Source organism: Pseudomonas leptonychotis (assembly GCF_004920405.1).
GTDB lineage: Bacteria > Pseudomonadota > Gammaproteobacteria > Pseudomonadales > Pseudomonadaceae > Aquipseudomonas > Aquipseudomonas leptonychotis.
The window spans coordinates 1,603,186-1,627,705 of sequence record NZ_RFLV01000001.1 but is presented as its reverse complement, the minus strand read 5'-3'; the positions used below and the strand labels follow the sequence as shown (position 1 = coordinate 1,627,705).

General features: G+C 60.6%; 23 protein-coding genes and 1 riboswitch. Of the genes, 15 read left to right on the top strand and 8 right to left on the bottom strand.

Annotated features, from left to right (window positions below):
- Positions 1-8: 8 nt before the first annotated feature.
- The 3 genes from D8779_RS07360 to cobG are packed head-to-tail and all read right to left on the bottom strand — an operon-like array spanning position 9 to position 2,720.
- A complete protein-coding gene (locus D8779_RS07360; protein WP_167492538.1) occupies positions 9-761 on the bottom strand; it encodes a precorrin-2 C(20)-methyltransferase in 753 nt (250 codons plus the stop codon).
- Positions 758-1,384, bottom strand: a complete 627-nt coding sequence (locus D8779_RS07355) for a precorrin-8X methylmutase (RefSeq protein ID WP_136663768.1) — start codon at positions 1,382-1,384, stop codon at positions 758-760. Before D8779_RS07355 ends, D8779_RS07360 begins: the two co-directional genes overlap by 4 nt.
- Positions 1,377-2,720 (bottom strand): precorrin-3B synthase, encoded by a 1,344-nt coding sequence (cobG, locus tag D8779_RS07350; RefSeq protein WP_240789696.1) that lies wholly within the window; start codon positions 2,718-2,720, stop codon positions 1,377-1,379. The genes D8779_RS07355 and cobG overlap by 8 nt, the downstream gene beginning before the upstream one ends.
- Positions 2,721-2,820: 100 nt before the next feature.
- Positions 2,821-3,017, bottom strand: a riboswitch (cobalamin riboswitch).
- Positions 3,018-3,221: 204 nt separating this feature from the next.
- Between cobG and cbiE the strand changes: the two genes are divergently transcribed.
- The 14 genes from cbiE (at position 3,222) to D8779_RS07280 (ending at position 18,256) form a co-directional block, all read left to right on the top strand.
- Positions 3,222-4,424 carry a precorrin-6y C5,15-methyltransferase (decarboxylating) subunit CbiE gene (cbiE, locus tag D8779_RS07345; RefSeq protein ID WP_136663767.1) on the top strand — a complete coding sequence of 401 codons (1,203 nt, stop codon included), beginning with the start codon at positions 3,222-3,224 and terminating at the stop codon, positions 4,422-4,424.
- Positions 4,421-5,155 (top strand): cobalt-precorrin-6A reductase, encoded by a 735-nt coding sequence (locus D8779_RS07340; protein ID WP_136663766.1) that lies wholly within the window; start codon positions 4,421-4,423, stop codon positions 5,153-5,155. Before cbiE ends, D8779_RS07340 begins: the two co-directional genes overlap by 4 nt.
- A gap of 138 nt (positions 5,156-5,293) precedes the next feature.
- Positions 5,294-6,010: a (2Fe-2S) ferredoxin domain-containing protein gene (locus D8779_RS07335; protein ID WP_136663765.1), complete on the top strand. Its 717-nt coding sequence runs from the start codon at positions 5,294-5,296 to the stop codon at positions 6,008-6,010.
- Positions 6,011-6,281: 271 nt separating this feature from the next.
- Positions 6,282-7,412, top strand: coding sequence for a GGDEF domain-containing protein (locus tag D8779_RS07330; protein WP_136663764.1), 1,131 nt, complete (start codon positions 6,282-6,284; stop codon positions 7,410-7,412).
- Positions 7,413-7,542: 130 nt separating this feature from the next.
- Positions 7,543-7,797, top strand: coding sequence for a BufA2 family periplasmic bufferin-type metallophore (gene bufA2, locus D8779_RS07325; protein WP_136663763.1), 255 nt, complete (start codon positions 7,543-7,545; stop codon positions 7,795-7,797).
- Between the two features lie 56 nt (positions 7,798-7,853).
- Entirely contained in the window at positions 7,854-8,699 is an 846-nt protein-coding gene (gene bufB / locus D8779_RS07320; RefSeq protein ID WP_136663762.1) for an MNIO family bufferin maturase, read from the top strand.
- The gene (locus D8779_RS07315; protein WP_136663761.1) at positions 8,690-9,478 is read left to right on the top strand and encodes an HvfC/BufC N-terminal domain-containing protein; all 789 of its coding nucleotides are present in this window, start codon (positions 8,690-8,692) and stop codon (positions 9,476-9,478) included. Before bufB ends, D8779_RS07315 begins: the two co-directional genes overlap by 10 nt.
- Positions 9,479-9,539: 61 nt before the next feature.
- Positions 9,540-11,294 carry a sensor histidine kinase gene (locus D8779_RS07310; protein WP_136663760.1) on the top strand — a complete coding sequence of 585 codons (1,755 nt, stop codon included), beginning with the start codon at positions 9,540-9,542 and terminating at the stop codon, positions 11,292-11,294.
- A 177-nt stretch (positions 11,295-11,471) separates the two neighbouring features.
- Entirely contained in the window at positions 11,472-12,824 is a 1,353-nt protein-coding gene (locus D8779_RS07305; RefSeq protein WP_136663759.1) for a sigma-54-dependent transcriptional regulator, read from the top strand.
- A gap of 604 nt (positions 12,825-13,428) precedes the next feature.
- Positions 13,429-14,382 (top strand): TAXI family TRAP transporter solute-binding subunit, encoded by a 954-nt coding sequence (locus tag D8779_RS07300; protein ID WP_136663758.1) that lies wholly within the window; start codon positions 13,429-13,431, stop codon positions 14,380-14,382.
- 235 nt (positions 14,383-14,617) lie between these two features.
- Complete coding sequence (locus D8779_RS07295; protein WP_136663757.1) at positions 14,618-16,645, top strand: TRAP transporter permease; 2,028 nt, start codon at positions 14,618-14,620, stop codon at positions 16,643-16,645.
- Positions 16,642-17,061 carry a DUF1850 domain-containing protein gene (locus D8779_RS07290; RefSeq protein ID WP_136663756.1) on the top strand — a complete coding sequence of 140 codons (420 nt, stop codon included), beginning with the start codon at positions 16,642-16,644 and terminating at the stop codon, positions 17,059-17,061. The genes D8779_RS07295 and D8779_RS07290 overlap by 4 nt, the downstream gene beginning before the upstream one ends.
- Before the next feature lie 133 nt (positions 17,062-17,194).
- Entirely contained in the window at positions 17,195-17,695 is a 501-nt protein-coding gene (locus tag D8779_RS07285; protein ID WP_136663755.1) for a GNAT family N-acetyltransferase, read from the top strand.
- Between the two features lie 45 nt (positions 17,696-17,740).
- Entirely contained in the window at positions 17,741-18,256 is a 516-nt protein-coding gene (locus D8779_RS07280) for a DUF3617 domain-containing protein (protein ID WP_136663754.1), read from the top strand.
- Here D8779_RS07280 and D8779_RS07275 read toward each other — a convergent pair.
- Positions 18,253-19,002 carry a substrate-binding periplasmic protein gene (locus tag D8779_RS07275; RefSeq protein WP_136663753.1) on the bottom strand — a complete coding sequence of 250 codons (750 nt, stop codon included), beginning with the start codon at positions 19,000-19,002 and terminating at the stop codon, positions 18,253-18,255. The genes D8779_RS07280 and D8779_RS07275 overlap by 4 nt on opposite strands.
- Positions 19,003-19,275: 273 nt before the next feature.
- Here D8779_RS07275 and D8779_RS07270 point away from each other — a divergent pair, with 273 nt between their 5' ends.
- Positions 19,276-20,943, top strand: a complete 1,668-nt coding sequence (locus tag D8779_RS07270; RefSeq protein ID WP_136663752.1) for a BCCT family transporter — start codon at positions 19,276-19,278, stop codon at positions 20,941-20,943.
- Positions 20,944-21,226: 283 nt separating this feature from the next.
- Here the strand turns inward: D8779_RS07270 and D8779_RS07265 are convergent, their stop codons facing one another.
- The 4 genes from D8779_RS07265 to D8779_RS07250 form a co-directional block, all read right to left on the bottom strand.
- The gene (locus D8779_RS07265) at positions 21,227-21,397 is read right to left on the bottom strand and encodes a DUF2986 domain-containing protein (RefSeq protein WP_136663751.1); all 171 of its coding nucleotides are present in this window, start codon (positions 21,395-21,397) and stop codon (positions 21,227-21,229) included.
- Between the two features lie 75 nt (positions 21,398-21,472).
- Entirely contained in the window at positions 21,473-21,853 is a 381-nt protein-coding gene (locus D8779_RS07260) for a hypothetical protein (protein ID WP_136663750.1), read from the bottom strand.
- Positions 21,854-21,859: 6 nt separating this feature from the next.
- Positions 21,860-22,579: a 3'-5' exonuclease gene (locus D8779_RS07255; RefSeq protein ID WP_136663749.1), complete on the bottom strand. Its 720-nt coding sequence runs from the start codon at positions 22,577-22,579 to the stop codon at positions 21,860-21,862.
- Positions 22,579-24,450 (bottom strand): DUF294 nucleotidyltransferase-like domain-containing protein, encoded by a 1,872-nt coding sequence (locus tag D8779_RS07250; RefSeq protein ID WP_136663748.1) that lies wholly within the window; start codon positions 24,448-24,450, stop codon positions 22,579-22,581. The genes D8779_RS07255 and D8779_RS07250 overlap by 1 nt, the downstream gene beginning before the upstream one ends.
- Positions 24,451-24,520: the final 70 nt, after the last annotated feature.

Sequence of the window (24,520 nt, the reverse complement as noted above, 5' to 3'; positions counted from 1 at the left end):
TGCAGTTTTTAACCGCGCCATTTCTCGCCGGGAATAACGATCATCGAGAAATACGGCGAGGACATCGGCTCCACCTCATCCAACGGCACGATGCGTTGGTTGCCCATGGTGGCGCGCTCAACGTAGTGGGCGCGGTCGTCGATGCCCAGCTCTTGCAGCACGCGGCGAACTTTCTCGAAGTTGCGCCCTAGCTTCATGATCACGGCGGCTTCGGCGCTGTGCAGGCGCTGCTTGAGTTCGTCTTCGGGGAGCACGCCGGAGAGCACGCTCAAGCTCTGGTTGCGGTACACCAGCGGCGTACCGAGCACCGAGGAGCAGCCGAGCATGGAGCACACGCCGGGCACCACTTCGACCTCGTACTGCGCGGCTAGACGATCGTGCAGGTACATGTAGGAGCCGTAGAAGAACGGGTCGCCTTCGCAGATCACCGCGACATCCTGACCAGCGTCCAGGTGGGCTGCGATTTGCACTGCGCAGGTGTCGTAGAAGTCGCTGATCACATCTTCATAACTCAGCGGCGCGGCGAGTTTTTCCGTGGTCACCGGGTAGACCAGCGGTAGGCGCTGCTGGCTGTCGGTCAGGTGCGCTTCGATAATGCCGAAGGCGTTGCCGCCCTGACCCTTGTTGGCTTTGGCCTTGGCCACGAAGTAGCCAACCACCGGCGCCGACTGCAGCAAACGCAGGGCTTTAAGAGTGATCAGCTCCGGGTCGCCGGGACCAACGCCGATGCCAAGCAGGCGGCCTTTTTGGGTACTCATCACTCCACCTCCGTGGCCAAAGCGTTGACCGCGGCTACCGCCATGGCGCTGCCGCCACGCCTGCCGCGCACGATTACATAGGGCACGCCACGGCTATCGGCGGCCAGGGCGTCCTTGGATTCCGCCGCGCCGATAAAGCCCACCGGCATGCCGATAATCAGCGCTGGTTTTGGCGCGCCGGCGTCGAGCATTTCCAGCAGGTAAAACAGCGCGGTGGGCGCGTTGCCGATTACCACCACGCTGCCTTCCAGGTGCTCGCGCCAATGCTCCAGCGCGACTGCCGAGCGGGTATTACCCAGTGCACGGGCCTGCTCAATCACGCCTTCGTTATGCAGGGTGCAGATCACCGGGTTATTCGCAGCCAGGCGCGGGCGGGTGATGCCTTCGGCGACCATCCGCGCATCGCAGAGAATCGGCGCACCCTTGGCCAGTGCGGCGCGGCCGGCAGCACCGGCACCGGCGGAGAAGCGCAGGTCCTGCACCACATCGACCATGCCGCAGGCGTGGATGAGGCGCACGGCAAGCTTTTCCAGATCAGCGGGAATGTTGCTGAGGTCAGCCTCGGCGCGGATGGTGGCGAAGGATTGGCGGTAGATTTCCTGGCCATCGCGGATGTAATCAAGCATCGCTATTTCCTGTTGCGCAGTGGGCGGCGAACCAGTCGCCGGCCTCGTCGATCGTAATGGCGCTGGCCAGCAGTTGGCCGAAACCGGCTGCCTGCGGCGTGCGTTGATAGAGTTGGTAGTGGCCAGCGCTGCTGGCCAGCAAGGTAAAGGGCGCGGTGTGCGCAGCGGCGCAGGAGCGCGGGCAGGCGCTTAAATGCACCTGAGGGCGGACGCTGCTGGCGCGCAGCCGTGCGGAAAGGCGCAGGGCATCGGCCTTGCTGTCGCTCAAGCCTTTAGCGCAGGCGGCGGAGCCGGTGCAGGCGATCAGCTGGCTTAACGGTTCTTGCGCATCGGTGAGCAAGCCGAGGTCGTTCAGCTTGTGCAGCAGTGTGTCCGTCGAGTGTTCGGGGATATTTGGCAGCAACACACCCTGCCAGGGCGTCAGGCGCAGACTGGCATCGCCATGTTGTTCAGCCAGATCGGCCAGGGCCTGCAATTGCGCGGCGTCGATCCGTCCCAGGCGCGCGCCAGCGGCGACCATGCGCAGGTCCGCTTGCTGCTGGGGATAAATGCCGATCGGCGCGCGTGGGCTGACCGGTGTGCGTTGCCAATCGGCCGGCGGCGCTTGCACGGCAAAGGGCAGGCGCGTTTGCAGCTGTTGCAGCAGCTGGCTGGCTGGAATCACGCTTAGCAGCTGGCGCATACGGCTGTGTGCGTTGCCGGCCAGTTCGATAAACAGCCTTAGCAGCTGCTCTACCAGCGACACGGTTTGCTCTGCGTCGACCACGCCCAGTGGCTGATCACCTGGGCAGCCAGCCAGGCCAAAGGCCAGCCGTGCCGGCATGCCGGGCAGAGCGCTAAGCCAGATATCGTGCGGGTGTTCGAGCATCGCCAGGGCTTCGCCGCCATCCAACTGAATGGCGAATTTGGCCGATAGCCCGTGCAGTGCCGGGGTGCTTTGCAGCAGTTCAAGCAACGCGGCGGCTAACGGTCGGGTGTCGAGCAGCGCCTGCGGGTCGAGACCGGCGGCGGGGCTGAGCAGCAGGTTGCGCACATCATCAGCCGTCGGGTTACTTGGGCCCAGGTTGGCGGCGAGCAGGCGCTCAATCAGCTCGGCCTGCTGACCAGCTAATACGCCACGAATCTGCAGATTGCTGCGGTTGGTCAGCTCCAGCACACCGCTGGCGCAGTGTTCGGCGGCCTCGGCGATGGCGCGGGCTTGGTTGCTGCTGAGTACACCGCCAGCCAGCTTGACCCGGCAGATGCCACCGTCCAGTGCTTGCACAATGCGCAGCAGGCCGGGGCACGCGCTGGGGCGTGGTAGTGATGGATCGACGGTGATGGAATGGTCGCGCAAAAAAGGTCACCAACAACAAAGACGCGGCGACCGAACCAGCAGAGCCCGCCCTGGCACAGGGGACTCAATGGCATCGGTACACCCCGCCCGATGTTGGCACTCGCGACTAGCGTCGTCGGCAGGTCTCCTGGCTTACAGGTCTTCATCTGCTGCGGCCTTCCCGGTTACCCAGTGGCACAGTTGCGGCAAACTCGCTGTTTACAGTTGCGGGGGCAGCTCGGTCACGATCAGCAGATCGCTCCTGATTCCCTCTTAGAACCTGTTTACGATCTGCTGCGCGTCGGCCCTACTGCGTTAAAAACAGGCTCGGAATGCTCATTTACAGCTCGTAAACTCCACTTCCTCGCCTATTTTTGCCTTGCATGGCTCTAGCTCGCGAGATCGTAAACAGGTTCTTCGGCCCATTAGGGCACCGACGAAGGCGCTATTATGCCCGCTTTGCGCGCGGGTACGACAGCCAACTGGTCGGGCGGCGCGACGATGACGGTTTGAGGAAAGCGCATGACGGCCTGGTTAACCCTGGTGGGAATCGGTGAAGACGGCTATGTCGGCCTGGGCGAGGCGGCTCGCAAGGCCTTGGCTGAAGCGCAGTGCATCGTTGGCGCGGCGCGGCAGCTGGCGTTGTTGCCGGCTGATTTGCCGGGTCAGCATGAGCTGTGGCCCAGCCCTTTCAGTGTTGCGCCGGTACTGGCGCGACGCGGTACGCCGGTCTGTGTGCTGGCCAGCGGCGATCCGCTGTTCTATGGCGTGGGCGCGAGCCTGGCGCGGCAGCTGCCGGCCGAGGAAATGCGGGTGTTCTCGTTTCCGTCCTCAGTGTCCTTGGCCGCTGCTCGCCTGGGTTGGCCGCTGCAGGAGGTCACGGTGCTGTCGCTGGTGGCGCGGCCGTTGGCGGCGCTGCAGGCGCAGGTTTTCCCCGGTGCTCGACTGCTGGTGTTGAGTAATGACGGCGAGAGCCCGGCGGCGGTGGCCGAGCTGCTGCGCGAACGCGGTTTTGGTCCCAGCCGCATAACCGTACTGGAGCACTTGGGTGGCAACCAGGAGCGGCGCATTGACGGCTTGGCCAGTGATTGGGCGTTGCCGCGCGTTGCTGACTTAAATCTGCTGGCAATCGATTGTGTGGCCGTCGCCGATGCGCGTTTGCTGCCGCTTACGCCGGGTTTGCCGGACGACGCCTATCAGCACGACGGCCAGCTGACCAAGCGCGATGTGCGCGCTATCACCCTGGCGCGGTTGGCGCCGCAACCCGGTGAGCTGCTCTGGGATGTTGGCGCCGGCTGTGGCTCCATCGGTATCGAATGGATGCGCGTCCATCCCCGCTGCCGGGCGCTGGCCATCGAGGTCGATGCCGGTCGCCAGGCGCATATCCAGCACAACCGCGATGCGCTCGGTGTACCCGGCCTGCAACTGATCGCCGGTCGCGCGCCAGAAGCGTTGGCCGGATTGGCCGCGCCGGATGCGATCTTTATCGGCGGCGGCGTGACCATCCCCGGCGTGCTGGAACAATGTTGGGCCAGCCTTAAGCCGGGCGGGCGGCTGGTGGCCAATGCCGTGACCCTGCAGAGCGAGGCGGCGTTGGTGGCCTGGCGTGAACAGGTGGGCGGTGAGCTAACCCGCATCAGCGTGGCCCAGGCGCAGCCGCTGGGCGGCTTTGATACCTGGCGCAGCGCCTTGCCGATCACCCTACTGGAGGTGCGTAAGCCGTGAGTCTTCGTATTTTGCTGCTGGGCGGCACCACTGAGGCGCTTCGCTTGGCCCGTGATTTACCCGCCACGGCCATCTACAGCCTGGCGGGCTTGGGCCGGGTGCCGGATGACTTGCCCTGCGAAGTGCGGGTCGGTGGTTTTGGCGGGGCCGAAGGCCTGGCAGCGTTTATCCGCGAGCAGGGCATTGAGTTGCTGCTGGACCTGACTCACCCCTATGCCGCGCAGATCAGCGCCAATGCCGCCCGCGCTGCCGAGTTGAGCGGGGTTGCCTGCTGGGCGCTGCGTCGTCCCGGCTGGCAAGCCGGCGAGGGCGATGACTGGCGCGAGGTGGACGACTGGAACGGGCTGGTTGCTGCACTGCAAGACTTCCGTCGTCCGCTGTTTACCCTCGGCCGTGAGCCGCTGGAGCATCTGCATGATATCCCTCCTCACCAGCACTGGACCGTGCGTTGCCTAACGGCGCAGGAAGGCGTGCCGCGTGCCACAGTTATCGGCGCCCGCGGGCCGTTTGATCTGCACGGCGAGCGCGCGCTGTTCGCTCTGCTGGGCATCGATGTGCTGATCAGCAAGAACAGCGGCAGCCAGGCCACCGAGCCCAAGTTGCAGGTGGCGCGTGAGCTGGGTGTGCCTGTATTGCTGCTGCGTCGGCCCGAGTTACCAAGGGTAAGCCGCGAGTTCGTGCAGCTGGAGGCCTTGTGGGAGGCGCTTCAGCGGCGATTGGCTGAGCCGTAACCAGGTAGAGTGGATGAGGCTGTTTTCATCCACCATCGCAGTTGGTGAATGGGTGAAGCGTCATCCACCCTACGGGTTGCTGGGTTGCCCACCGCAAAACATCCCCTGCTAGACTGCCGCCCCGCTTTGGAGGCTGCTATGACCACGCCCGTTTCGCCTTACGCCCGTATTTTGTTTGTCGGCCCGGACCTGGACGAGGGTTCGTTTGCCGAGCTGTTTCGCCGGCGTCTGGCGGAGTTGCGCGGGGAAGCGGTGCTGGCCGATATCGTCGATACCACTGAGGGTTATGCGCTGCTCTGGCAGCGCGTGGCCGAGGCTGAACGGCCGCTGCTGGTGATCGATCTGGAGCCGCAGAGCAGCAGCCCGCATCTGGATTGGCTGCGCAGCGAGCTCAGTCAGCAGGCCAATCCTGAGCAGCTGTTTGTCGCTAGTGCGATTGGCCAAGCTGAAGGCTTGCCGGTGGACGCCGCCTGCGCATTGATTGAGCGCCCCGAGCTGCACCTGCCCTGCGTCGGCGTGAAGGCCGTACCGGGCTATCACGCCTGGTCGCAGATTCCGCCGCATGCCCAGCGTTTGTTGCTGTGCAACGGCCCGCGCTGCACCCGGCGCGGCGCGCTGGACCTGTGGAAAACCCTGCGCCAGCGCCTCAAGGCCGCCGGCAAACTGGAGTGCGAAGGCGGCGTGCATATCACCCGTACGCAGTGTCAGTTCCCCTGCGACCTGGGCCCGACGGCCAGCCTTTATCCGGCCGGTGAATGGTTCCGGGTGCGTGATGAGGCCGAGCTGATCCGCTTGGTCGATGAGCGCCTGGTGGCCGGGCGTGCAGTACCTGAGCTGCGTATCGATCAGGGCTAACACCTGAGTGCTGCAACCCCTGTGAGAAGGGCTTTCGGTTTGGGTAGCGTGCTTCGCTCTACCGCCTGCATCCATGCCGTAGTAGTCGCGACTGCGGCGATTAATACAGCACCGCTGCAGTGCCTTGCACAACAGCAAGCCTGTGCGCGCTGCTGATAGCGCAACCTATTCGCCATGACCATTCTCTGGCCTTATGCGGCTGCTAGAGTGGCAGTAGGCAGCGGGTTGCCCGGCCTACCGGCGGTTGGCTGATTTGATAGGTGGAGGCGAGATGGTGATTTCCCGGTTGCTGCGCTGGCTGCCCGAACGCTCATTGTTGGAGCGCGACGCAGAACAGAAATTTCGCGCATCCAAAGCGCGCGAGGCGCGTAAAAGCAGCCTGGTTTTCGCGCTCGTCTCAGCGCTATTGCTGCTGTTGTTTAACCTCAGTGATTATCTCAGCGGTTTGCCATTCGCCAGCCCGGAGAGCCTGCTGCGCTATATCGCTATCGCAACGCTGCTAATTCCCCTGGCGTATGCCCGCCGCGTCAGTGCCGTGCAGTTGCAGCGGCTGTGGTTTGCCGTTGCTGTGCTGCTGATTCTGCTCATCAATGCGGTTTTTTATAGCGCGGGGCTGCGCAATGGTGCGCTGGGTGTTGGTGGGCCTGTGGTGTTGGCGGTTGGGCTGGGCTCCATCACGTTCTTCCATATGGGGCAAAAACTCCTGCTCTGGTCACTGCAGCTGGCGGGGCTGTTGCTGGTCAAATATGCAGGCGGCGTGAACACGGGCTGGAGCCTGTTTTATCTGACCTTGGTCATCTTCCTGCTGAGCTTTACCCAGTATCGCCTTGACCTGTTACAGCGCCTGCATTTTCGCTATCAGCTGGCTGAGCGCCTGAAAGCGGAAACCGACAAGCTCACGGGGGCGCTCAACCGGCACTCATTTGAAAAACGCCTCAGCCACTTGCTCGGTCAGCTCAAACCAGGCACCACGCTGTGCGTTGGTTTGCTCGATATCGATTATTTCAAGAAGTACAACGACCACTATGGCCATCTCAAGGGCGATGCTTGCCTGGTTGCGGTGTCCAAGGCCCTGCAAGAGCTGCCGCTGGATTTACTGGTGCGCTTCGGTGGCGAGGAATTTATCGTGGTCAAAATGGTGCACGGTGATACGCCTAGCTGGTTGCTGAACCTCAACCAATGTATCCATGCCTTGCAGGTGCCTCACAGCGCCAGCCCGCTGCAATGGGTCAGCGCATCGGTCGGCCTGTGCCAGTACCGTCATCAGGCAGGCGGGAGCTTGCCCCTTAGTCAGCAATTACTGGGTGCGGCTGACAAACTGTTGTATGAGGCCAAGGAGGGCGGGCGTAATCGTGTGTGTTCGGCGCTGCTGGCAAACCCGGCGACAGCGGCCGTGCAGTAATCAGGCTGTTAAGCGTGTGGCCTATTATTTTCAACTGCGCTGTAACGTCGTGAAGAGTTACTACTCTAGTGATACGCCAGCATGCACTAAACCTATCCGCTGGCTTACCTGACCCATTGAGGATATGCCCATGACTATCAAAACTACCGCCGCCGGTGCTGCTATTGCCTTCGCTGCTGCTTCGTTGTTTGCTGGCATGACCAGCACGGTCGCGGTCGCTGAAGAAGCCGTAGTGCATTGCTACGGTGTCACCTCCTGCAAAGGCCAGAACGACTGCAAGACCGCCGAGAACAGCTGCAAAGGTCAGGCTGCCTGCAAAGGCCAGGGCTTCAAGAGCATGACCCTGGCCGAGTGCAATAACGCTGGTGGTAAAACCGGCGAATAAGTGAATCGGGGCGGCCGCAACTCGGCGGCCCCGCATCACTGCCTGAGGAGCCATAGATGAATGCTGGACAAGACAGTCTGGGTTTTGGCCTGGGGCTGCGCAGTGAGTACTACCAAGCCATTCTCGAGCAACGGCCGGCGATCGACTGGTTCGAAATTGTCTCGGAAAATTATTTAGTGGAGGGCGGTAAAGCCCTCTACTTTCTCGATGCCATCGGCGAACACTACCCGCTGGTGATGCATGGCGTGTCGCTGTCGATTGGCGGCCCGCATGAGCTGGATCGCGATTACCTGCGCCGGCTCAAGCACTTGGCGCAACGGGTACAGCCGGCGTGGATCTCCGATCACCTGTGCTGGAGTCGCGGCAATGCCCACCAGCTGCACGACCTGCTGCCGCTGCCCTACACCGAAGAAAGCCTGCAGCACGTGGCCGCGCGGGTGCGCCAGGTACAGGACGTGATCGAGCGGCCGCTGGTGCTGGAAAACGTCTCCAGTTATTTGCGCTGCGCCGATGATCAATTCAGCGAATGGCAATTCCTCTCGGCCCTCAGCGAGCTGAGCGGCTGCGAGTTGTTGCTGGACGTGAACAACGTTTACGTCAGCGCGCGCAATCACGGTTTCGATGCCTGGGAATTTATCAGCAGCCTGCCCAAGCAGCGTATTCGTCAGCTGCACCTGGCCGGGCACAGTGATTACGGCAGCTACCTGATCGACACCCATGATCATCCGGTCAGTGACCCGGTTTGGCAGCTGTATCAACGCACCTTGCAGCACCTCGGCCCGGTGTCGACCTTGCTTGAGCGCGATGATCACTTTCCGGATCTGGACGAGCTGCTCGGCGAGCTGAACAAAGCCCGCCTGTTGGCGGCAGAAACGCTACAGGGTGGTGCGCAATGCGCCTGAGTGATTGGCAGGCAGAGGTGCAAAGCTACCTGCTGAATGGCGACGTGACGCCTCATCCGGCCTTGCAGGCGAGCCTGCTCGGCAGCGCTGCGCTGACCGCCGAGCAGGGCTTGGCGATTTATCACAACGCCTACCGCGCGCGCCTGTTGGAAACCCTGCGCGGCGATTACCCCGCCGTGCATGGCTGGCTCGGTGATGACGAGTTCGATGCGCTGGCGCTGGCCTACCTCAATGCTCATCCGTCGCAGCATTACAGTCTGCGTTGGCTGGGTGCGCAGTTGGCGGATTTTATCGATGGCTATCTGGTGCCGGCACAGGCCGCGCCGCTCAGTGAACTGGCGCGTTTGGAATGGGCCTTCACCTTGGCCTTCGATGCCATTGAGGCGCCGGTATTGAGCATGGCGCAGATGGCCGAACTGGCGGCTGAAGACTGGCCCAGCCTGCAAGTGCGCCTATTGCCCAGCGTGCAATGGCTGACGTGTGGACATAACAGTGTGGCGATCTGGCGCGCGTGCAAAGAGCAGACGGAATTCCCCGGTAGCCAGCCGTTGGCCGAGGTTGAAACCTGCCTGGTCTGGCGTGATCAGTTGATTACCCGCTACCGCAGTCTGGCGACGGATGAAGCCGCCGCGCTGCAGGGCATGGCTGTGCAGGGCTGGAACTTTGCCGAGCTGTGTGGCGAGTTGAGTGGTTTGGGTGAACAGGCACCGGTACAGGCCGTGACTTGGCTGCGCCAGTGGCTCAGCGATGGTTTGCTGCAGCGTTACCCAACGGACTAATCCGCAGTAGCGGGCTTTTGCCTTACCATGCCGGCTCTGCCTTGTTGCGAGCCGTGCATGCATGCCTGCCTTCCTGCTGCGTTATCGCGTTGTTCTGATCGTCTTGCTGATTTTGCTCGGCCTGTTGGCGAGCATCTGGCTGGCCGGGCGCTATGCCGAGCAGCGTGCTTGGCAGGAGCGCAGTATCGAAGCCCGTGGCCAGTTGCAGCTGTATGCGCAGTCGATCCATACCCTGGTTGAACGGTTTCGCTCGGTGCCCGAAGTGCTGGCGCTGGACAGTGATATTCGCGCATTGCTGCGCGCCCCCGATGACCGTCTGCTGCGTGAAAAACTCAACCTGCGCTTAGAGCAGCTCAACACGGCGGCCGGCTCCAATGTGCTGTATCTGCTCAATGCCCAGGGTGAGACGCTGGTGGCCAGCAACTGGCGCGACTGGAGCAGCTTCGTCGGCAACAACTACGCCTTCCGCCCGTATTTTCAGGATGCGCTGCGCCAGTCCTCGGGCCGTTATTTCGCGGTGGGGGTAACCACCGGCATCCCCGGTTATTTCCTCTCCCATGCGGTGCGTGATGACAGCGGTACGGTGATCGGCGTGCTGGTGGTCAAGCTGGAGCTGGAAGAGCTGCAGCGTGACTGGGTCAATCAGCCCGGCATATTGCTGGTGGCCGACAGCTACTCGGTGGTGATCCTCAGTAATCGCCCGGCCTGGCGCTTCCTTGCTCTGGATGAGCTGAGCGAGCAGGCGCGCGCCGAGCTGGTAGAAGTGCGCAAGTACGCCGAACAAGCCTTGCAGCCGCTGCCCAATACGTTGCGCCGGCAAATCGACAGCAATAGCCAGTGGCGCCGGGTTGATGGCCCGGATGGCCCACGTGATTACCTCTGGCAGCGCCAGGCCATGGACGACGAAGGCTGGACCTTGCACCTGCTGCATGAACCGAAAACCCTGGTGAACTCTGTGCGCAGTTATCGCCTGGCCGCTGCTGGGGTGTGGATGACCCTGGCTTTTCTATTGCTCTACCTGGCCCAGCGCCGCAAAAACCAGCGCCTGCAAGCGGGTATCCGCGAGCGCCTGGAGCGCGAGGTGGCGCTGCGCACCGCCGAATTGCGTGAGGCGCAGGAAGGCTTGGTGCATGCGGCGAAAATGGCCGCGCTGGGGCAGATGTCGGCGGCCATGGCCCATGAAATAAACCAGCCGCTGACCGCCATGCAGATGCAACTGGGCAGCCTGCGCCTGCTGCTCGACAGCGGCCGCCAGGACGATGTACGTGAAGGGTTAAAACGCATCGACGCCTTGCTGCAACGCATCGCCGGGCTCACCGGGCATCTGAAAACCTTCGCCCGCAAGAGCCCGGCCGGGCTCAGTGAACGCTTGCGTTTAAGCGACGTGCTGGAGCAAACCTTGCAATTATTGGCGCCGCGTTTACGCAGTGAACAGGTGCAACTGCACAGTGACATCGATAGCAGTGCGCTGGTGTTGGGTGATGCGATTCGCCTGGAGCAGGTGTTGCTCAATCTGCTCAACAACGCCCTAGATGCGATGGCGGCAGTCGAGTCGCGACAGCTGCATATCCGTATCGAGCGTCAAGCCGAGCAGTGCGTGTTGAGCATCGCCGACAGCGGTGGCGGCATTGCGGCGGACGCTTTGGCGCATGTGTTCGAGCCCTTCTTCACCACCAAACCGGTAGGGGCAGGGTTGGGGTTGGGGCTGGCGGTGTCCTACGGCATCGTGCGCGAGCTGGGCGGTAGCCTGGAGGCAACCAATGCCGAGCAGGGCGCGGTGTTTACCCTGCGCCTGCCGGCTGCGCCAAACCAGTAGGGTGGATGTCGCTCTTTACATCCACCACTGGCTCATCGCGGTGGCTGGGTGAAGCCATGTAGGGTGGATAGCGCTCTTTTTATCCACCATGGGGCCAGCGTTGGTGGATGGATAAAGCGCCATCCACCCTACAAATTATCAAGGCGTTACACTGCCGCCGATTAATCAGGAGGTTGTATGACCGGGCAGGTAATAGTCGTCGATGACGAAGCGGCAATTCGCGAGGCGGTACAGCAGTGGCTGGAGTTGTCCGGCTTCAGCGTGCAGAGCTGCTCGACGGCGCAGGCCGCGTTGGCGCTGGTTGACCGTGATTATCCCGGCATCATCATCAGCGATGTACGCATGCCCGGCACCGATGGTTTGCAGCTGCTCGACAGCGTGCTGGAGCGCGACCGCGACTTGCCGGTGATTCTGGTCACCGGGCATGGCGATGTACCGATGGCGGTGCAAGCCTTGCGGCAGGGCGCCTATGACTTTATCGAGAAGCCCTTCACCCCTGAACGCCTGCTCGACAGCGTGCGCCGGGCTTTGGATAAGCGCCGGTTGGTCTGTGAAAACCGCCAGCTGCGTCAGCAGTTCGCCCTCAAGGATCATATCGAGTCGCAGCTGCTCGGCGTCTCGCGACCGATGGACACCCTGCGCCGGCAGATCCTCGAGCTGGCCGGCACCTCGGTGAATATCCTCCTGCGTGGCGACACCGGCAGTGGCAAGGAGCGGGTGGCGCGCTGCCTACATGACTTCAGTAACCGCGCCGGCAAACCGTTTGTGGCGCTGAACTGCGCGGCGATTCCCGAGCACCTGTTTGAGAGCGAGCTGTTCGGCCATGAGAGCGGCGCCTTTACCGGTGCCCAAGGCAAGCGCATCGGTCGTATCGAGCATGCTGATGGCGGCACCCTGTTTTTAGACGAGGTGGAAAGTCTGCCGTTGGCCCAGCAGGTCAAATTGCTGCGCGTGTTGCAGGAGAAAACCCTGGAGCGCCTGGGTTCCAACCGCAGCATTCAGGTTGATTTGCGGGTGATCAGTGCGGTCAAGCCAGACCTGCTCGATGAGGTCAAGGCCGGGCGTTTCCGTGAAGACCTGTACTACCGCCTGAATGTGGCCACTCTACGGATTCCCGCTTTGCGCGAGCGCCGTGAAGACATTCCGCTGCTGTTCGATCATTTCGCCAACCAGGCCGCGCAACGTCATGGCCGTGAGACGCCGAGCCTACCGCCCAGCGAGCTGAGCCGGCTGCTGGCGCATGACTGGCCGGGCAATGTGCGTGAACTGATTAACGCGGCCGAACGCCACGCCCTCGGTTTGAATGGCGGGCTGGAACCTGCGGATGAGCTGCCGGTGCAATCGCTGGCCGAGCAGATGGAAGCCTTCGAGGCGCAATGCCTGCACCGCGCGTTGCAACATTGCCAGGGCAATATTGCCGAGGTCATGACGCTGCTACAGCTGCCACGACGCACCCTCAACGAGAAGATGCAGCGTCACGGCTTGCTGCGCAGTAGCTACCGGCCGGCCGGCAGCAACGACGAAGACTAGGTACGGCTGCAAACACGTGACGTGATTTGTAGCCCGGATGAAATCCGGGGTATCGATAGCGCTCATAAAACCACCCCCGGATTGCATCCGGGCTACCAGAGCGATGTAGGGTGGGTCGGGGCGCGTAGCGGACGCTGTTTTCATCCACCATGGCTGTTGGTGGATGGGTGAAGCGTCATCCACCCGACGAATTCGCACCTTTGAGAGTTCGTAGGCGAAATTTCGCTTATCTAGGTTTTTTCAGTGGCGGATTTCCGCTTGCTACATCCAGCCATGCTGGCAGTCTGATTGGAGTAAAGGCTCTAGTGCGGGCTTTTCTGTCACTGGCACGGCATCTGCTATAGCTCTTGTCAGCCGCGCACTCGATTGCGCTGGCACCCATAAGAAAGACAAGAGGTGAACCCCATGAACTGCCCTGCATCATCTGCGCGCTCGGCGCGTCCGGCATCAATACCTTCTCTCTTGTGCGTTCGGCTCAGGTCGTGCGTTGGCCTCTGCCACTTTCTGCCATTCAGCTAAATCGGGCCCTGCACGGTCGTACTGACCTTCAGCGTCTACAGTGAAAACCTCTGCATAAAGCCATAACAACGACGGAGTTTCTTCCATGCGAATGACCAAACGTTTCAGCCTATTTGCTGCTGCCGCAGCCTTTACCGCCAGCACCGCAGCACTGGCTGCACCGACCTTTATCAATATTCTCACCGGCGGCACCAGCGGTGTGTACTACCCGATTGGTGTTGGCCTGTCGCAGCTGTACAGCAACGGTATCGAAGGCTCGAAGACCTCGGTACAGGCGACCAAAGCTTCGGTTGAGAACCTCAACCTGCTGCAATCCGGCCGTGGCGAACTGGCCCTGGCCCTGGGCGATTCCGTGGCCGATGCCTGGAATGGCGTGGAAGACGCCGGCTTCAAAGCGCCGCTGAAAAAACTGCGCGCTATTGCCGGCACCTACCCGAACTACATCCAGATCGTTGCCAGCAAGGAATCCGGGATCAAGACCCTGGCTGACCTCAAGGGCAAAACCATCTCCGTGGGCGCGCCGAAGTCCGGTACCGAGCTCAACGCGCGCGCCATCTTCAAGGCGGCTGGCTTGAGCTATGACGACATGGCCAAGGTCGAGTTCCTGCCGTACGCCGAGTCGGTAGAACTGATTAAGAACCGTCAGTTGGATGCCACCCTGCAGTCTTCGGGCCTGGGCATGGCGGCGATTCGTGACCTGGCGGCAACCCTGCCAATCACCTTCGTTGCGGTACCGGCTGAAGTAACCGCGAAAATTGGTAACGATGCTTACCAGGCTGCTTCGATCCCGGCCGGCACCTATGACGGTCAGGATGCTGAGGTGCCGACTGTGGCTATCACCAACATCTTGGTTAGCCATGAAGGGGTGTCTGAAGACGTCGCCTACCAGATGACCAAACTGATGTTTGAAAACCTTGAGCGTCTGGGCAATGCCCATTCCGCCGCCAAGGACATCAAGCTGGAAACTGCAGCGAAAAACCTGCCGATCCCGCTGCACCCAGGTGCTGAGCGTTATTACAAAGAAGTTGGCGCGCTGTAAGGCTGTTGAAGGATTGGCTGCGTAGGATGGGTTGAGCAACGCGATACCCATGCTGCACGGCTTGAGTCTGGAGAGAAGCTTCAGCAACGTTCGATGGGTTACGCCGCTGCGCGGCTAACCCATCCTACCTAGGCTCCACTGTCAGTAGAGTTGCGAATAAAACCGGTGTGATCGTCACGGCAGGTTTTGTTGGCGCCTCTTGTGCTATCGACGTTGTAACGAGGGCATCCGCTCCATGAGTGACCACAATCAAGGCTTAGCTGCCAACCCCGGCGACTGGCCCAAAGCGCTGTTCTATGTCGCGCTGCTGTTCTCCATTTTCCAGATCACCACCGCCGCCTTTCACCCGGTGTCGAGCCAGATTCTGCGTGCAATCCACGTAGGCTTTCTGTTGATGGTGGTGTTTCTCTGCTTTCCGCTGCGCGGCAAGGGCCAACCTTGGCAGCCGATGGCCTGGTTACTCGGTTTGGCCGGCATGGCCACGGCGGCATACCAGTGGTATTTCGAGGCTGATCTAATTCAGCGCTCCGGCGACTTGACCAACAGCGACATGGCCATCGGCCTGCTGTTGATCGTCCTGGTGTTCGAGGCCGCGCGCCGCGTCATGGGCATTGCCCTGCCGCTGATTTGCGCGCTGTTTCTGGTCTATGGTCTGTTCGGCCAATACCTGCCGGGCGACCTGATGCACCGCGGTTATGACCTCGATCAGATCGTCAACCAGCTGTCCTTCGGCACCGAAGGCCTGTACGGCACGCCGACCTATGTATCGGCCACCTACATCTTCCTGTTTATCCTGTTTGGTGCGTTTCTCGAACAGGCCGGGATGATCAAGCTGTTCACCGATTTCGCCATGGGCCTGTTCGGCCACAAGCTTGGCGGCCCGGCCAAAGTCTCAGTGGTGTCGTCGGCGCTGATGGGCACCATCACCGGTTCCGGTGTGGCCAACGTGGTCACCACCGGCCAGTTCACCATCCCGCTGATGAAGCGCTTCGGTTACAAGTCGGCCTTTGCCGGCGGTGTTGAGGCGACGTCCTCCATGGGCAGCCAGATCATGCCGCCGATCATGGGCGCCGTGGCGTTCATCATGGCCGAGACCATCAACGTGCCGTTCTTTGAAGTCGCCAAGGCGGCGCTGGTGCCGGCCTTGCTGTATTTCGGCTCGGTGTTCTGGATGGTTCACCTGGAAGCCAAACGCGCTAACCTGCGTGGCCTGCCGAAAGACCAGTGCCCGAACCCTTGGGCGGCAGTGAAGCAGCGTTGGTACTTGCTGATTCCGTTGTTCATCCTTATCTACCTGCTGTTCTCCGGGCGCACGCCGTTGTTCTCCGGCATGGTTGGCCTGGCCCTGACCGCTATCGTGATTCTCGGCTCGGCAATCATTTTGCGGGTGTCGTCCAAGGTCATGCGCTTTGCCTTCTGGATTGCCCTCGGGGTGCTTTGCGCCGGCTTCTTCCAGCTCGGTATCGCCGTGGTGTTTGGCGTGGTGGCGCTGCTGGTGGCGATTAGCTGGTTTATCAAAGGCGGCCGCGACACCTTGGTCATCTGCCTGCACGCCTTGGTTGAAGGCGCGCGCCATGCGGTGCCAGTCGGTATTGCCTGCGCCTTGGTGGGCGTGATCATCGGTGTGGTCTCGCTGACCGGTGTGGCCTCGACTTTTGCCGGTTACATTCTGGCGATTGGTCAGGACAACCTGTTCCTCTCGCTGATTCTGACCATGCTCACCTGCCTGGTATTGGGCATGGGCATTCCGACCATTCCCAACTACATCATCACCAGTTCGATCGCCGCACCGGCGCTGCTGGAGCTGGGCGTACCGCTGATCGTCTCGCACATGTTCGTCTTCTACTTCGGCATCATGGCCGATCTCACGCCGCCGGTGGCACTGGCCTGTTTCGCGGCCGCGCCGATTGCCCGCGAGAGCGGTTTGAAGATCAGCATGTGGGCCATTCGCATTGCCGTAGCCGGGTTTATCGTGCCGTTTATGGCAGTGTACGAGCCGGCGTTGATGCTGCAGGGCGATAGCCTGTTGGCGACCGTCTATGTGGTGTTCAAAGCGGCACTGGCTATCGGTATCTGGGGTGCGATCTTTACCGGCTTCCTGCAAATCAAGATGCCGTGGTGGGAGCGTGCGCTGGGCTTTGCCGCCGGTGCCAGCCTGATTCTGGCGACGCCCATGAGCGATGAAATCGGCTTTGCCTTAGCGGCTGTATTTATCGCCCAACACCTGTGGCGTGCGCGTAATGCGCAGGTAGCCACTGCATGATTGGTCTGTGCCTGGGGTTGGCTGGCGCGGTATGGGCAGAGGTGCCTACGCCAGCGTTCACCTTGGGCTGGATGCACACCATCGAGAAAATTCGTTGGGAAGAGGATTACCGCGTTACGCCTGAGGGGTTGATGCTCGGCGAGGCGCGGGTCAAGGGTTCCGGGGCCGGTATGGAGATTCCAGACGGCGCCGAACTGCGCGAGGGCAGCTGGCATTACCAGCGTCAGCTACCCCCCTTGCAACCGCTGCGCCTGGGGCGAACCCCCGAGGCAGGGGATTACCAACTGTGTTTCAACCAGCGTTGCCACTCGATGAGTGAATGGCTCGGCCCGCCAAAAGCGACCCAGCCCGCGTTGGAACTTTGGAGCTGTGAGCTCAGCTCCCCGGCCGTTGCTGCCGGCCAGGATGACGGTTAAGACCGCATTTGCTTCCAAGGCCACAAGCTTTGGCGTGCTGTAGAGGAGAGCCCCCATTTGGCGTAGCCGGTGGGGGTTTTGTTCATCTGCAGTAACGGTTAGTTTCAGCAGATTGACCGACAAGCAGGCTGTTATGAGCACCATCACCTATTACCTGGATATGCAGCGCCCCGAGCAGATTATTGGCAAACCACTGCCGGCCGATTTGAGCGTGGTTGAATGCCAGCACAAGCAGTATCAGCTCAACCGTTTTCTCTACCAGCTGGTTGGCGAGCCCTGGCAGTGGACCGACAAACTGAGCTGGAGCGATGCGCAGTGGCGCGCGCTGATCGAGCAGCCCGGCCATCGCACCTGGGTGGCCTATTACCAGGGTGCGGTTGCCGGTTACTACGAGCTGCTGCGCGACGCCGAGGGCGTGGTGGAGATTCTTTATTTCGGCCTGGCGGAAGCGTTCTTCGGGCAGGGCTTCGGCGGCCCGTTGCTGACTCAGGCGCTGCAATCGGCCTGGGCTTGGCCCGGTACCACGCGGGTTTGGGTGCATACCTGCAGTCTCGATCACCCCAGCGCGCTGGCCAATTACCAGGCGCGTGGTCTGCGTATTTATCGTGAAGAGGTCGAGGCTGAGGCCCCTTAAGAGGGTCTACGCTTGCAGGGCGTCCACTTATTTCAGGAGCCGATCATGCGCCGTGTTCTCAGCCATCCTCTGTTACTCAGTTTTTGCCTGCTACCCACCCTGGCCTGTGCGGTAGATATTCAGCCTGGTTTGTGGGAAATCAGTTCGGACACTATGCAGGTCGGCGGCCAGGCGGTGCCGGGGATGGAGGCAATGCTTGAGCAAATGAAAAATCTGCCCCCTGAGCAGCGCCAGATGATGGAGCAAATGATGGCGCAGCAGGGCGTGCAATTGGGCGACAAAGGCGTGCGCATTTGCATGACGGAGGCGCAAATCAAGGCCCAGCAAATCCCCCTGCAAGACCCCGACTCTGGCTGCAAAAATGAAGTGACCGAGCACAGTGCCGAGCTGTGGAAATTCCGCTTTACCTGCCCCAACGGGCAGGGTGAGGGCGAGACCCGCTTTATCAGTGACAAAGAATTCACTTCAACGGTCAACGGCACCTTCGATGGCCAGAGCAGTAGCATGCAAAGCCATGCGCGTTGGGTGGCGGCGGATTGTGGAGCGTTGCAGCGGCCTTAGCGGCCCTTGAGCGGATTGACGATGCCGTGGCGTTCTTTCAGCGCCTGTACCAGCTTGGCCTCCTTATTAAGAAAGGCATCAAACTGCTTGATGACCTCAGGGTATTTGATGCTCGACAGAAAGTAGTGATCATCCTCATAGGCCAGGCTGGGATCGAACACCAGGGCCTCGTTTCCTGCCGTGTTATAGAGCTGGTGCTGCACCACTTGCGGGTTGAGGTAAACGCCGTCGACCCGGTCACTCAGCGCCATGGCCAGCAGTGAGTCGATCTGATTGGCCTGAATCAGCAGGATCTTCCCCGCCTTGATGTCATCCAAGTAGGGCCAGGGGGTAAAACCGCGTTGGGTGCCCAGACGTTTCAGGCGTGCTTTGCCCTGGCCGAGAAACTGCGGTTTGACCAGCACGCCATCGATGGCCGGCGCGGCCGCCTGGCTGAAATACAGCGTGTGATCCTGCTTGAGGTCGGCATTCCAGCGTGGGTTATCCGGGTATTTGAAATCCACCCGACCGCTGAGAAAGTCGCTAAGCAGGCGTCGTACTGGGAGCGGTTCGTAGAGAAAAACATGGCCCTGTTGCGCGGCAAAGGCGTCTAGCAGATCGCGGCCATAACCCATGTACTGGCCATTCTGCACATCGGAGTAGGGCATATAAGGCTGCAGTTCGACCCCGACCTTGAAGGTGTCGGCTTGTACGGAAAATGCACTAAGGAGCAATAGGCCTGCCAGAAAAGGCAGCAGAGGTCTCATGAGTGGCGTCTCGTCCAGTGCCCTGACGGCTATAGCTCAACGATAGCTAATTGCCGGTGTTGTGTGAGCGTGCTGTCGATAAAAGCTGACGTTTTGAGCAAAAAATGAATCCGTAAAGTAGCTGTAATGGCCATCAGTCGTGGCTTTGCGCCAGCACGAATAGGCTATGAATGTTACCCTGTTAGGTGAAGCCACCGTACGGTTGGCTGTAAAAGCAGGGCAATTCGGTCCTCGTGCGCGTTAAGCGTGCCACACGCAAAAGGAGCATTCCACATGGAAAAAGACCCTTCGTCTGACACGATTCCACAACCAGAGGCGGCAACTCTGGACGGTATTCCGGCCCCCTCCGGTGATGCCAATCTGATCGACACCGATTACGTCATCGGGCAAGACAATATTCAAGGCAAGTTCCTCTTCCCCCTCGATATTCACGGCAAGGTATTCAGCATTTCAGCGCTGACTATTGTGCTGTTCGTGGTGCTGACGCTGGCCCTGCAAGATCAGGTAGAGCCGCTGTTTAGCGCCCTGCGTGGCTGGTTGACCGGCAACCTGGCGTGGTTCTTTATCGGCTCGGCCAATATCTTTGTGCTGCTGTGCTTGGGCTTGATTATTTCGCCACTGGGCAAAGTGCGTTTGGGCGGTATGGATGCGAAGCCGGACTACACCTACGTGGGCTGGTTCTCCATGCTGTTTGCCGCCGGTATGGGTATCGGCCTGATGTTCTATGGCGTGGGCGAGCCCATGTCGCACTTTGGCTCGGCCATGGGCGGTGTGAGTGTCGGCGAGGATGGTCTGCGTACCGACTGGGCGCCACTCGGTGCTGCAGCCGGTGATGCTAAGGCCGCCGCCAGCTTGGGCATGGCAGCAACTATCTTCCATTGGGGCCTACACCCTTGGGCGATCTACGCGATTGTGGCTTTGGCCCTGGCGCTGTTTTCGTTCAACAAAGGCCTGCCGCTGTCGATTCGTTCGATTTTCTACCCGATTCTCGGTGAGCGGGTGTGGGGCTGGCCAGGGCATCTGATCGATATCCTTGCAGTGTTCGCCACCTTGTTTGGTCTGGCTACTTCCCTTGGTTTGGGTGCCGCCCAGGCGGCTGCCGGGCTTGATCATCTGTTCGGTATTACCGCGAACGACACCAGTAAGGTGCTGCTGATTATCGGCATCACCTGCCTTGCCCTGTTGTCTGTTGTGGCGGGCCTGGAAAAAGGCGTTAAGCGCTTGTCCGAGCTGAACATGGGCTTGGCCATTTTGCTGTTGCTGTTCGTCATCATTGCCGGCCCGACGTTGGCGATCTTTACCGGTTTCTTTGACAACCTCGGTTCATACCTGCGTTATCTGCCGGAACTGTCCAACCCGATTGGCCGTGAAGACGCCAACTTCAGCCAAGGCTGGACGGCCTTCTACTGGGCCTGGTGGATCAGCTGGTCGCCGTTTGTGGGCATGTTTATCGCCCGGGTCAGCCGTGGCCGTACTGTGCGCGAGTTCCTGATTGCCGTGCTGTTGGTGCCGTCGATTGTATCGGTGCTGTGGATGACCGCATTTGGTGGCACAGCCATCAGCCAGTTTGTCGCGGATGGCTTTATGGGCGTGCAGGATGCAGCGCTGGAGCTGAAGCTGTTTGCCATGCTGGCTGAGCTGCCACTGTCGGCGATCAGCTCGTTTATCGGTATCGTCCTGGTGATCGTGTTCTTCGTCACCTCGTCGGACTCCGGTTCTCTGGTGATCGACACCATCACTGCCGGCGGCAAGGTCAATGCACCGACCCCGCAGCGGGTGTTCTGGGTGATCACCGAAGGTGTTGTAGCCATCGCCCTGTTGCTGGGTGGCGGGCTAGTCGCCTTGCAAGCCATGGCGGTGTCGACCGGTTTGCCGTTCACCATTGTGCTGTTGGTGGGCTGTGTGTCGATCGTCAAAGGCTTGATGAGCGAACCGCGCTAAAACACGGTTGTTGAGCTGTACAAGAGCGCGCCTTCGGGCGCGCTTTTTTGTGCGTGCGAGCTTTGCATTAGCGACGCCTGCCACCTGTAGGAGCGGGCTTGCCCGCGATGCTTTACGCGGCATCACGCCTGCAAAGAGGGCCGCCGCCGTAGGATGGGCTGAGCGTGGCGATACCCATCACGTGGTCACGTGCTTGATGTGTCGACGCTACACCGAGTGTGTTGAGTGTTGTGGGCGGGGCTTTAAAAATAGAGCTGTCAGCATTTTATTAGAAATGCAGGTATCAATTATCAGGGGTTACGGCAGTGCTTAACTCTTGGTCGGCATCGGCGGCTAGTTTCAGGCGGTCAGCTTTACTGATGTATTTATCCTTATTATTAGGTGGCGCTAACTTGGCGCTGGCTTTTTTTGCGTGTGCCTGTAGCAGTTGTTTTATCTTTTTGCGGCGATTCATGTTTCTTACCCATTGTTAGATAGTAATTAGTCGCAGGTTGAAATATTGATCCAGAACTAAGTAACGCGCGACGCGTTAGGTCGCAGTCAGTAATTGGTTACGCCATCTCAACTCTAGCGCAGCCAGCCCGCCGACAAAAATAGCCTCCCCGGCTAAATGTACGCTTCCCAGCAGAGTCATAGTCCCAAGATACTGGGTCGCAATACCCATGCAAACGAAAGCCCAAAGCGCATTTGCGGATATTAAAATATTTATTAAGACTTTTTCTCTCTTAGCCCGCCTGGCCAGCGAGAATGAATAACAGGCATAGACTAAGTTGGTCGCGCCAATCAATAACAAGAGGTTTTCTGGGATGGCGTATAAGCCGCTAAGCCACCCGGAGAATAAGACAACTAAAAGGCCAGCTACTGCGCCAGCAGTACAGTCGACCCACAGAAGATTTTTGATTATTTGCATAGACCCTCAACTCCACAGCTCGCCCACCGGCGTATCGGTCGCGTAGTGCGTGGCCACTTGGGCTTGCAGCAGTTCGGCGGTAGCCAGGGCGTCGATCAAGGCGTGGTGCGCCGAGTAAGACGGCAGGTTGTAGCGCAAGCGGCTGTCGGCCAGGCGTATCGACACTGGCTCGCGGCGCCACAAGCGTTCCCACCAGCTCGGCTGGCGATGCAGGCGGGCTTCCAGCTGCATGGTGTCGATCACGGGGAATTGCAGGCCTTCACCGAGGTGATCGCGTACGGCCTTATCAAGGAAGCTGCGTTCAATGTTGCGGTAGTGCACCACCATTACTTTGCCGGCCATGGCCGTGAGCAGCTCGTCGAGAATCTGCCCCAGGCGCGGCGCGTGGCGAATGTCCGAGTGGGTGATGTGGTGAAAGGTCACCGATTCGCTGCTCAATTCGCAGACCGGTTTGACCACCCAATACAGCGCGTCGCCACAACGGATGCGGCGCAGGTTGCACGGCACCAGACCGAGGCTGACGATGGCGTGCTGGTTGGCGTCGAGGCCGGTGGTTTCCACATCCAGGGCCATCAGTGGCACCTGTTCCAGCGGCGTGTCGGCGCTGACCACGCCGGCCTGGTAGAAGGCTTGCAAGCGTGGGTTCTGCGCGCTGCTGGCGAGCCTGGCGAACTGCTCAGTCCAATCGAAAAGCGCGCTGGCGGGGTGTTTGCCGTGACGCGCCATCAGCTTTTGCTCGGCTGGGCTGGATAGCGAAAGCGCAGGAATTTCTGCGCATTGCTCAGCACCTGAAAGGCTTCTTTGAGGTTGTGCCGATCACTGGCCGAGATCTTTTCTGGTTCGATGTAGTTGTTCGGCTCGCGTCCTTCTGCCACCGCGCTGGCCTGATGGCGGATGCGCACCATGCTGAGAAACTCCAGGGCGTAGCGCAGTTGGCTGATGGCCTCGGGTTGCAACAGTTTGGTTTTGGCGATGGCGTCGAGCCGTTCCAGTGAGTTCTGCGCTTTGCTGCCGCACGCCAGTGCGTGGATGCGGATCAAGTCGGTGAGCGGTGCAGTGCCCCGGCCCTTGAGGTTGATGATGTGCTTCTGCTGACCATCGGTCTCCATCACGAAGGTGCGAAAGAAGCCCAGCGGTGGGGTGCGATTCAAGGCGTTGCGGGCCATGGCGGCGAGGAAGGCTGGGGCGTTGCTGGCTTTTTCGGCAAGCAGTTCCTTGAGGTTCTCCGCCAGCTCGATTTCGCCGTGTACGCCGTCCAGGTCAAAGAAGATGCTGCTGTTGAGCAAGGTTTGCGGGTTGGGTCGGTCGATCCACTCGCTGAAGTAGGTACGCCAGACCTTGAGTGGCTGTCGCCACTGGCGGTTGCTGGCCATGATCCCGCCTTTGCAATAGGTGTAGCCGCACGCCGCCAGGCCATCGCTGACGAATTTGGCCAGCTCGGCAAAGTAGCTGTCATGCAGATCGGGGTCGAAGCGGTCGTCGAGGACCAGGGCGTTGTCTTGGTCCGTTACCACCAGCTGTTCGTCACGGGCCATAGAGCCGGCGGCGAGGAAGCAGTAGGGCACGGGCGGTGGGCCGAGTTTCTGTTCGGCCAATTCCAGCAGGCGTTGGCTGAAAGCGCGGCCGATGCCGGCCATGGCGCTGCCGATCATGTGTGCGGTGGCCTGCTCGTTGGCCATGCGCACGAAGGTGCCGCGCAGGTCGGGAAGCAGCCCTTGCAGGCCGGCGACATCCGGCTGATTGAAGATCGAGTTGACCAGGTACAGGCTGCTTTGTGACTCGTAGCGGATGATGTCGGAGAGGTTGATCATTCCCACCGGGCGGCGTCGTTGCACCACCGGTAGATAGTGGATGTTGTGGCGCAACATGCTCAACATGGCTTCGAACACGCTGTCATCAGCCTGGATGGTGATGGGATCTGGCGACATCACTTGGCTTACCGGGGTGGCGCTGTCCAGCCCTACGGCCAGCACGCGGGTGCGCAGGTCGCGGTCAGTGAGAATGCCGACCATGGTAGAGCCGGGCTCACAGCTGTCGAGAATCACCAGTGATGACACGCTCTGTTCCGTCATCAGCTGCGCAGCCTGCCGCACGGGTGTGTCCTGGCTGGCGCAAACGGGTTGGCGGGAGACCAGCGTGCGCACCTTGATCTGCATCAGGTCACTGGCTTTGCCCTGGCTCTCCACCGCGGATTTAAGCCGTGATTGCCCCTCTGCCTCAACGAAGTCAGCAAAATGGTCGTGTTGTTCACACAACTGGGCGAACAGAGCCGCCGGAATAAAGTAGATCAAGCTATCTTCGATGGCCCGCGCGGGGAAGCGCACCTTGTTGCTGCGCAGCAAGCCGGCTTGGCCGAAGATGTCGCCTTCGCTCAGGCGGTTGTACAGCTCGCCGTGACGTCGGTAGATTTCGACGGCGCCGCTGCGCACGTAATGCAGTTCATGGATGGCCGCGCCGTACAGCAGGATGTCACTGCCGGCCTTGAAGTAGGCCACTTCGACCTGGCGCGCGATGCTGTCGAGGCTGTCCTCGGGCAGGGAGTCGAAGGGCGCGAAGCGCTGCAAGTGGTCGCGGATTTCCAGTAACTCGATTTGCATGGGGGCCTCGCGGGTTGGCTGGCAGTACAGGATACGAGCATCCCGGCAGGATGTCCGCCTTGCTGGCGTT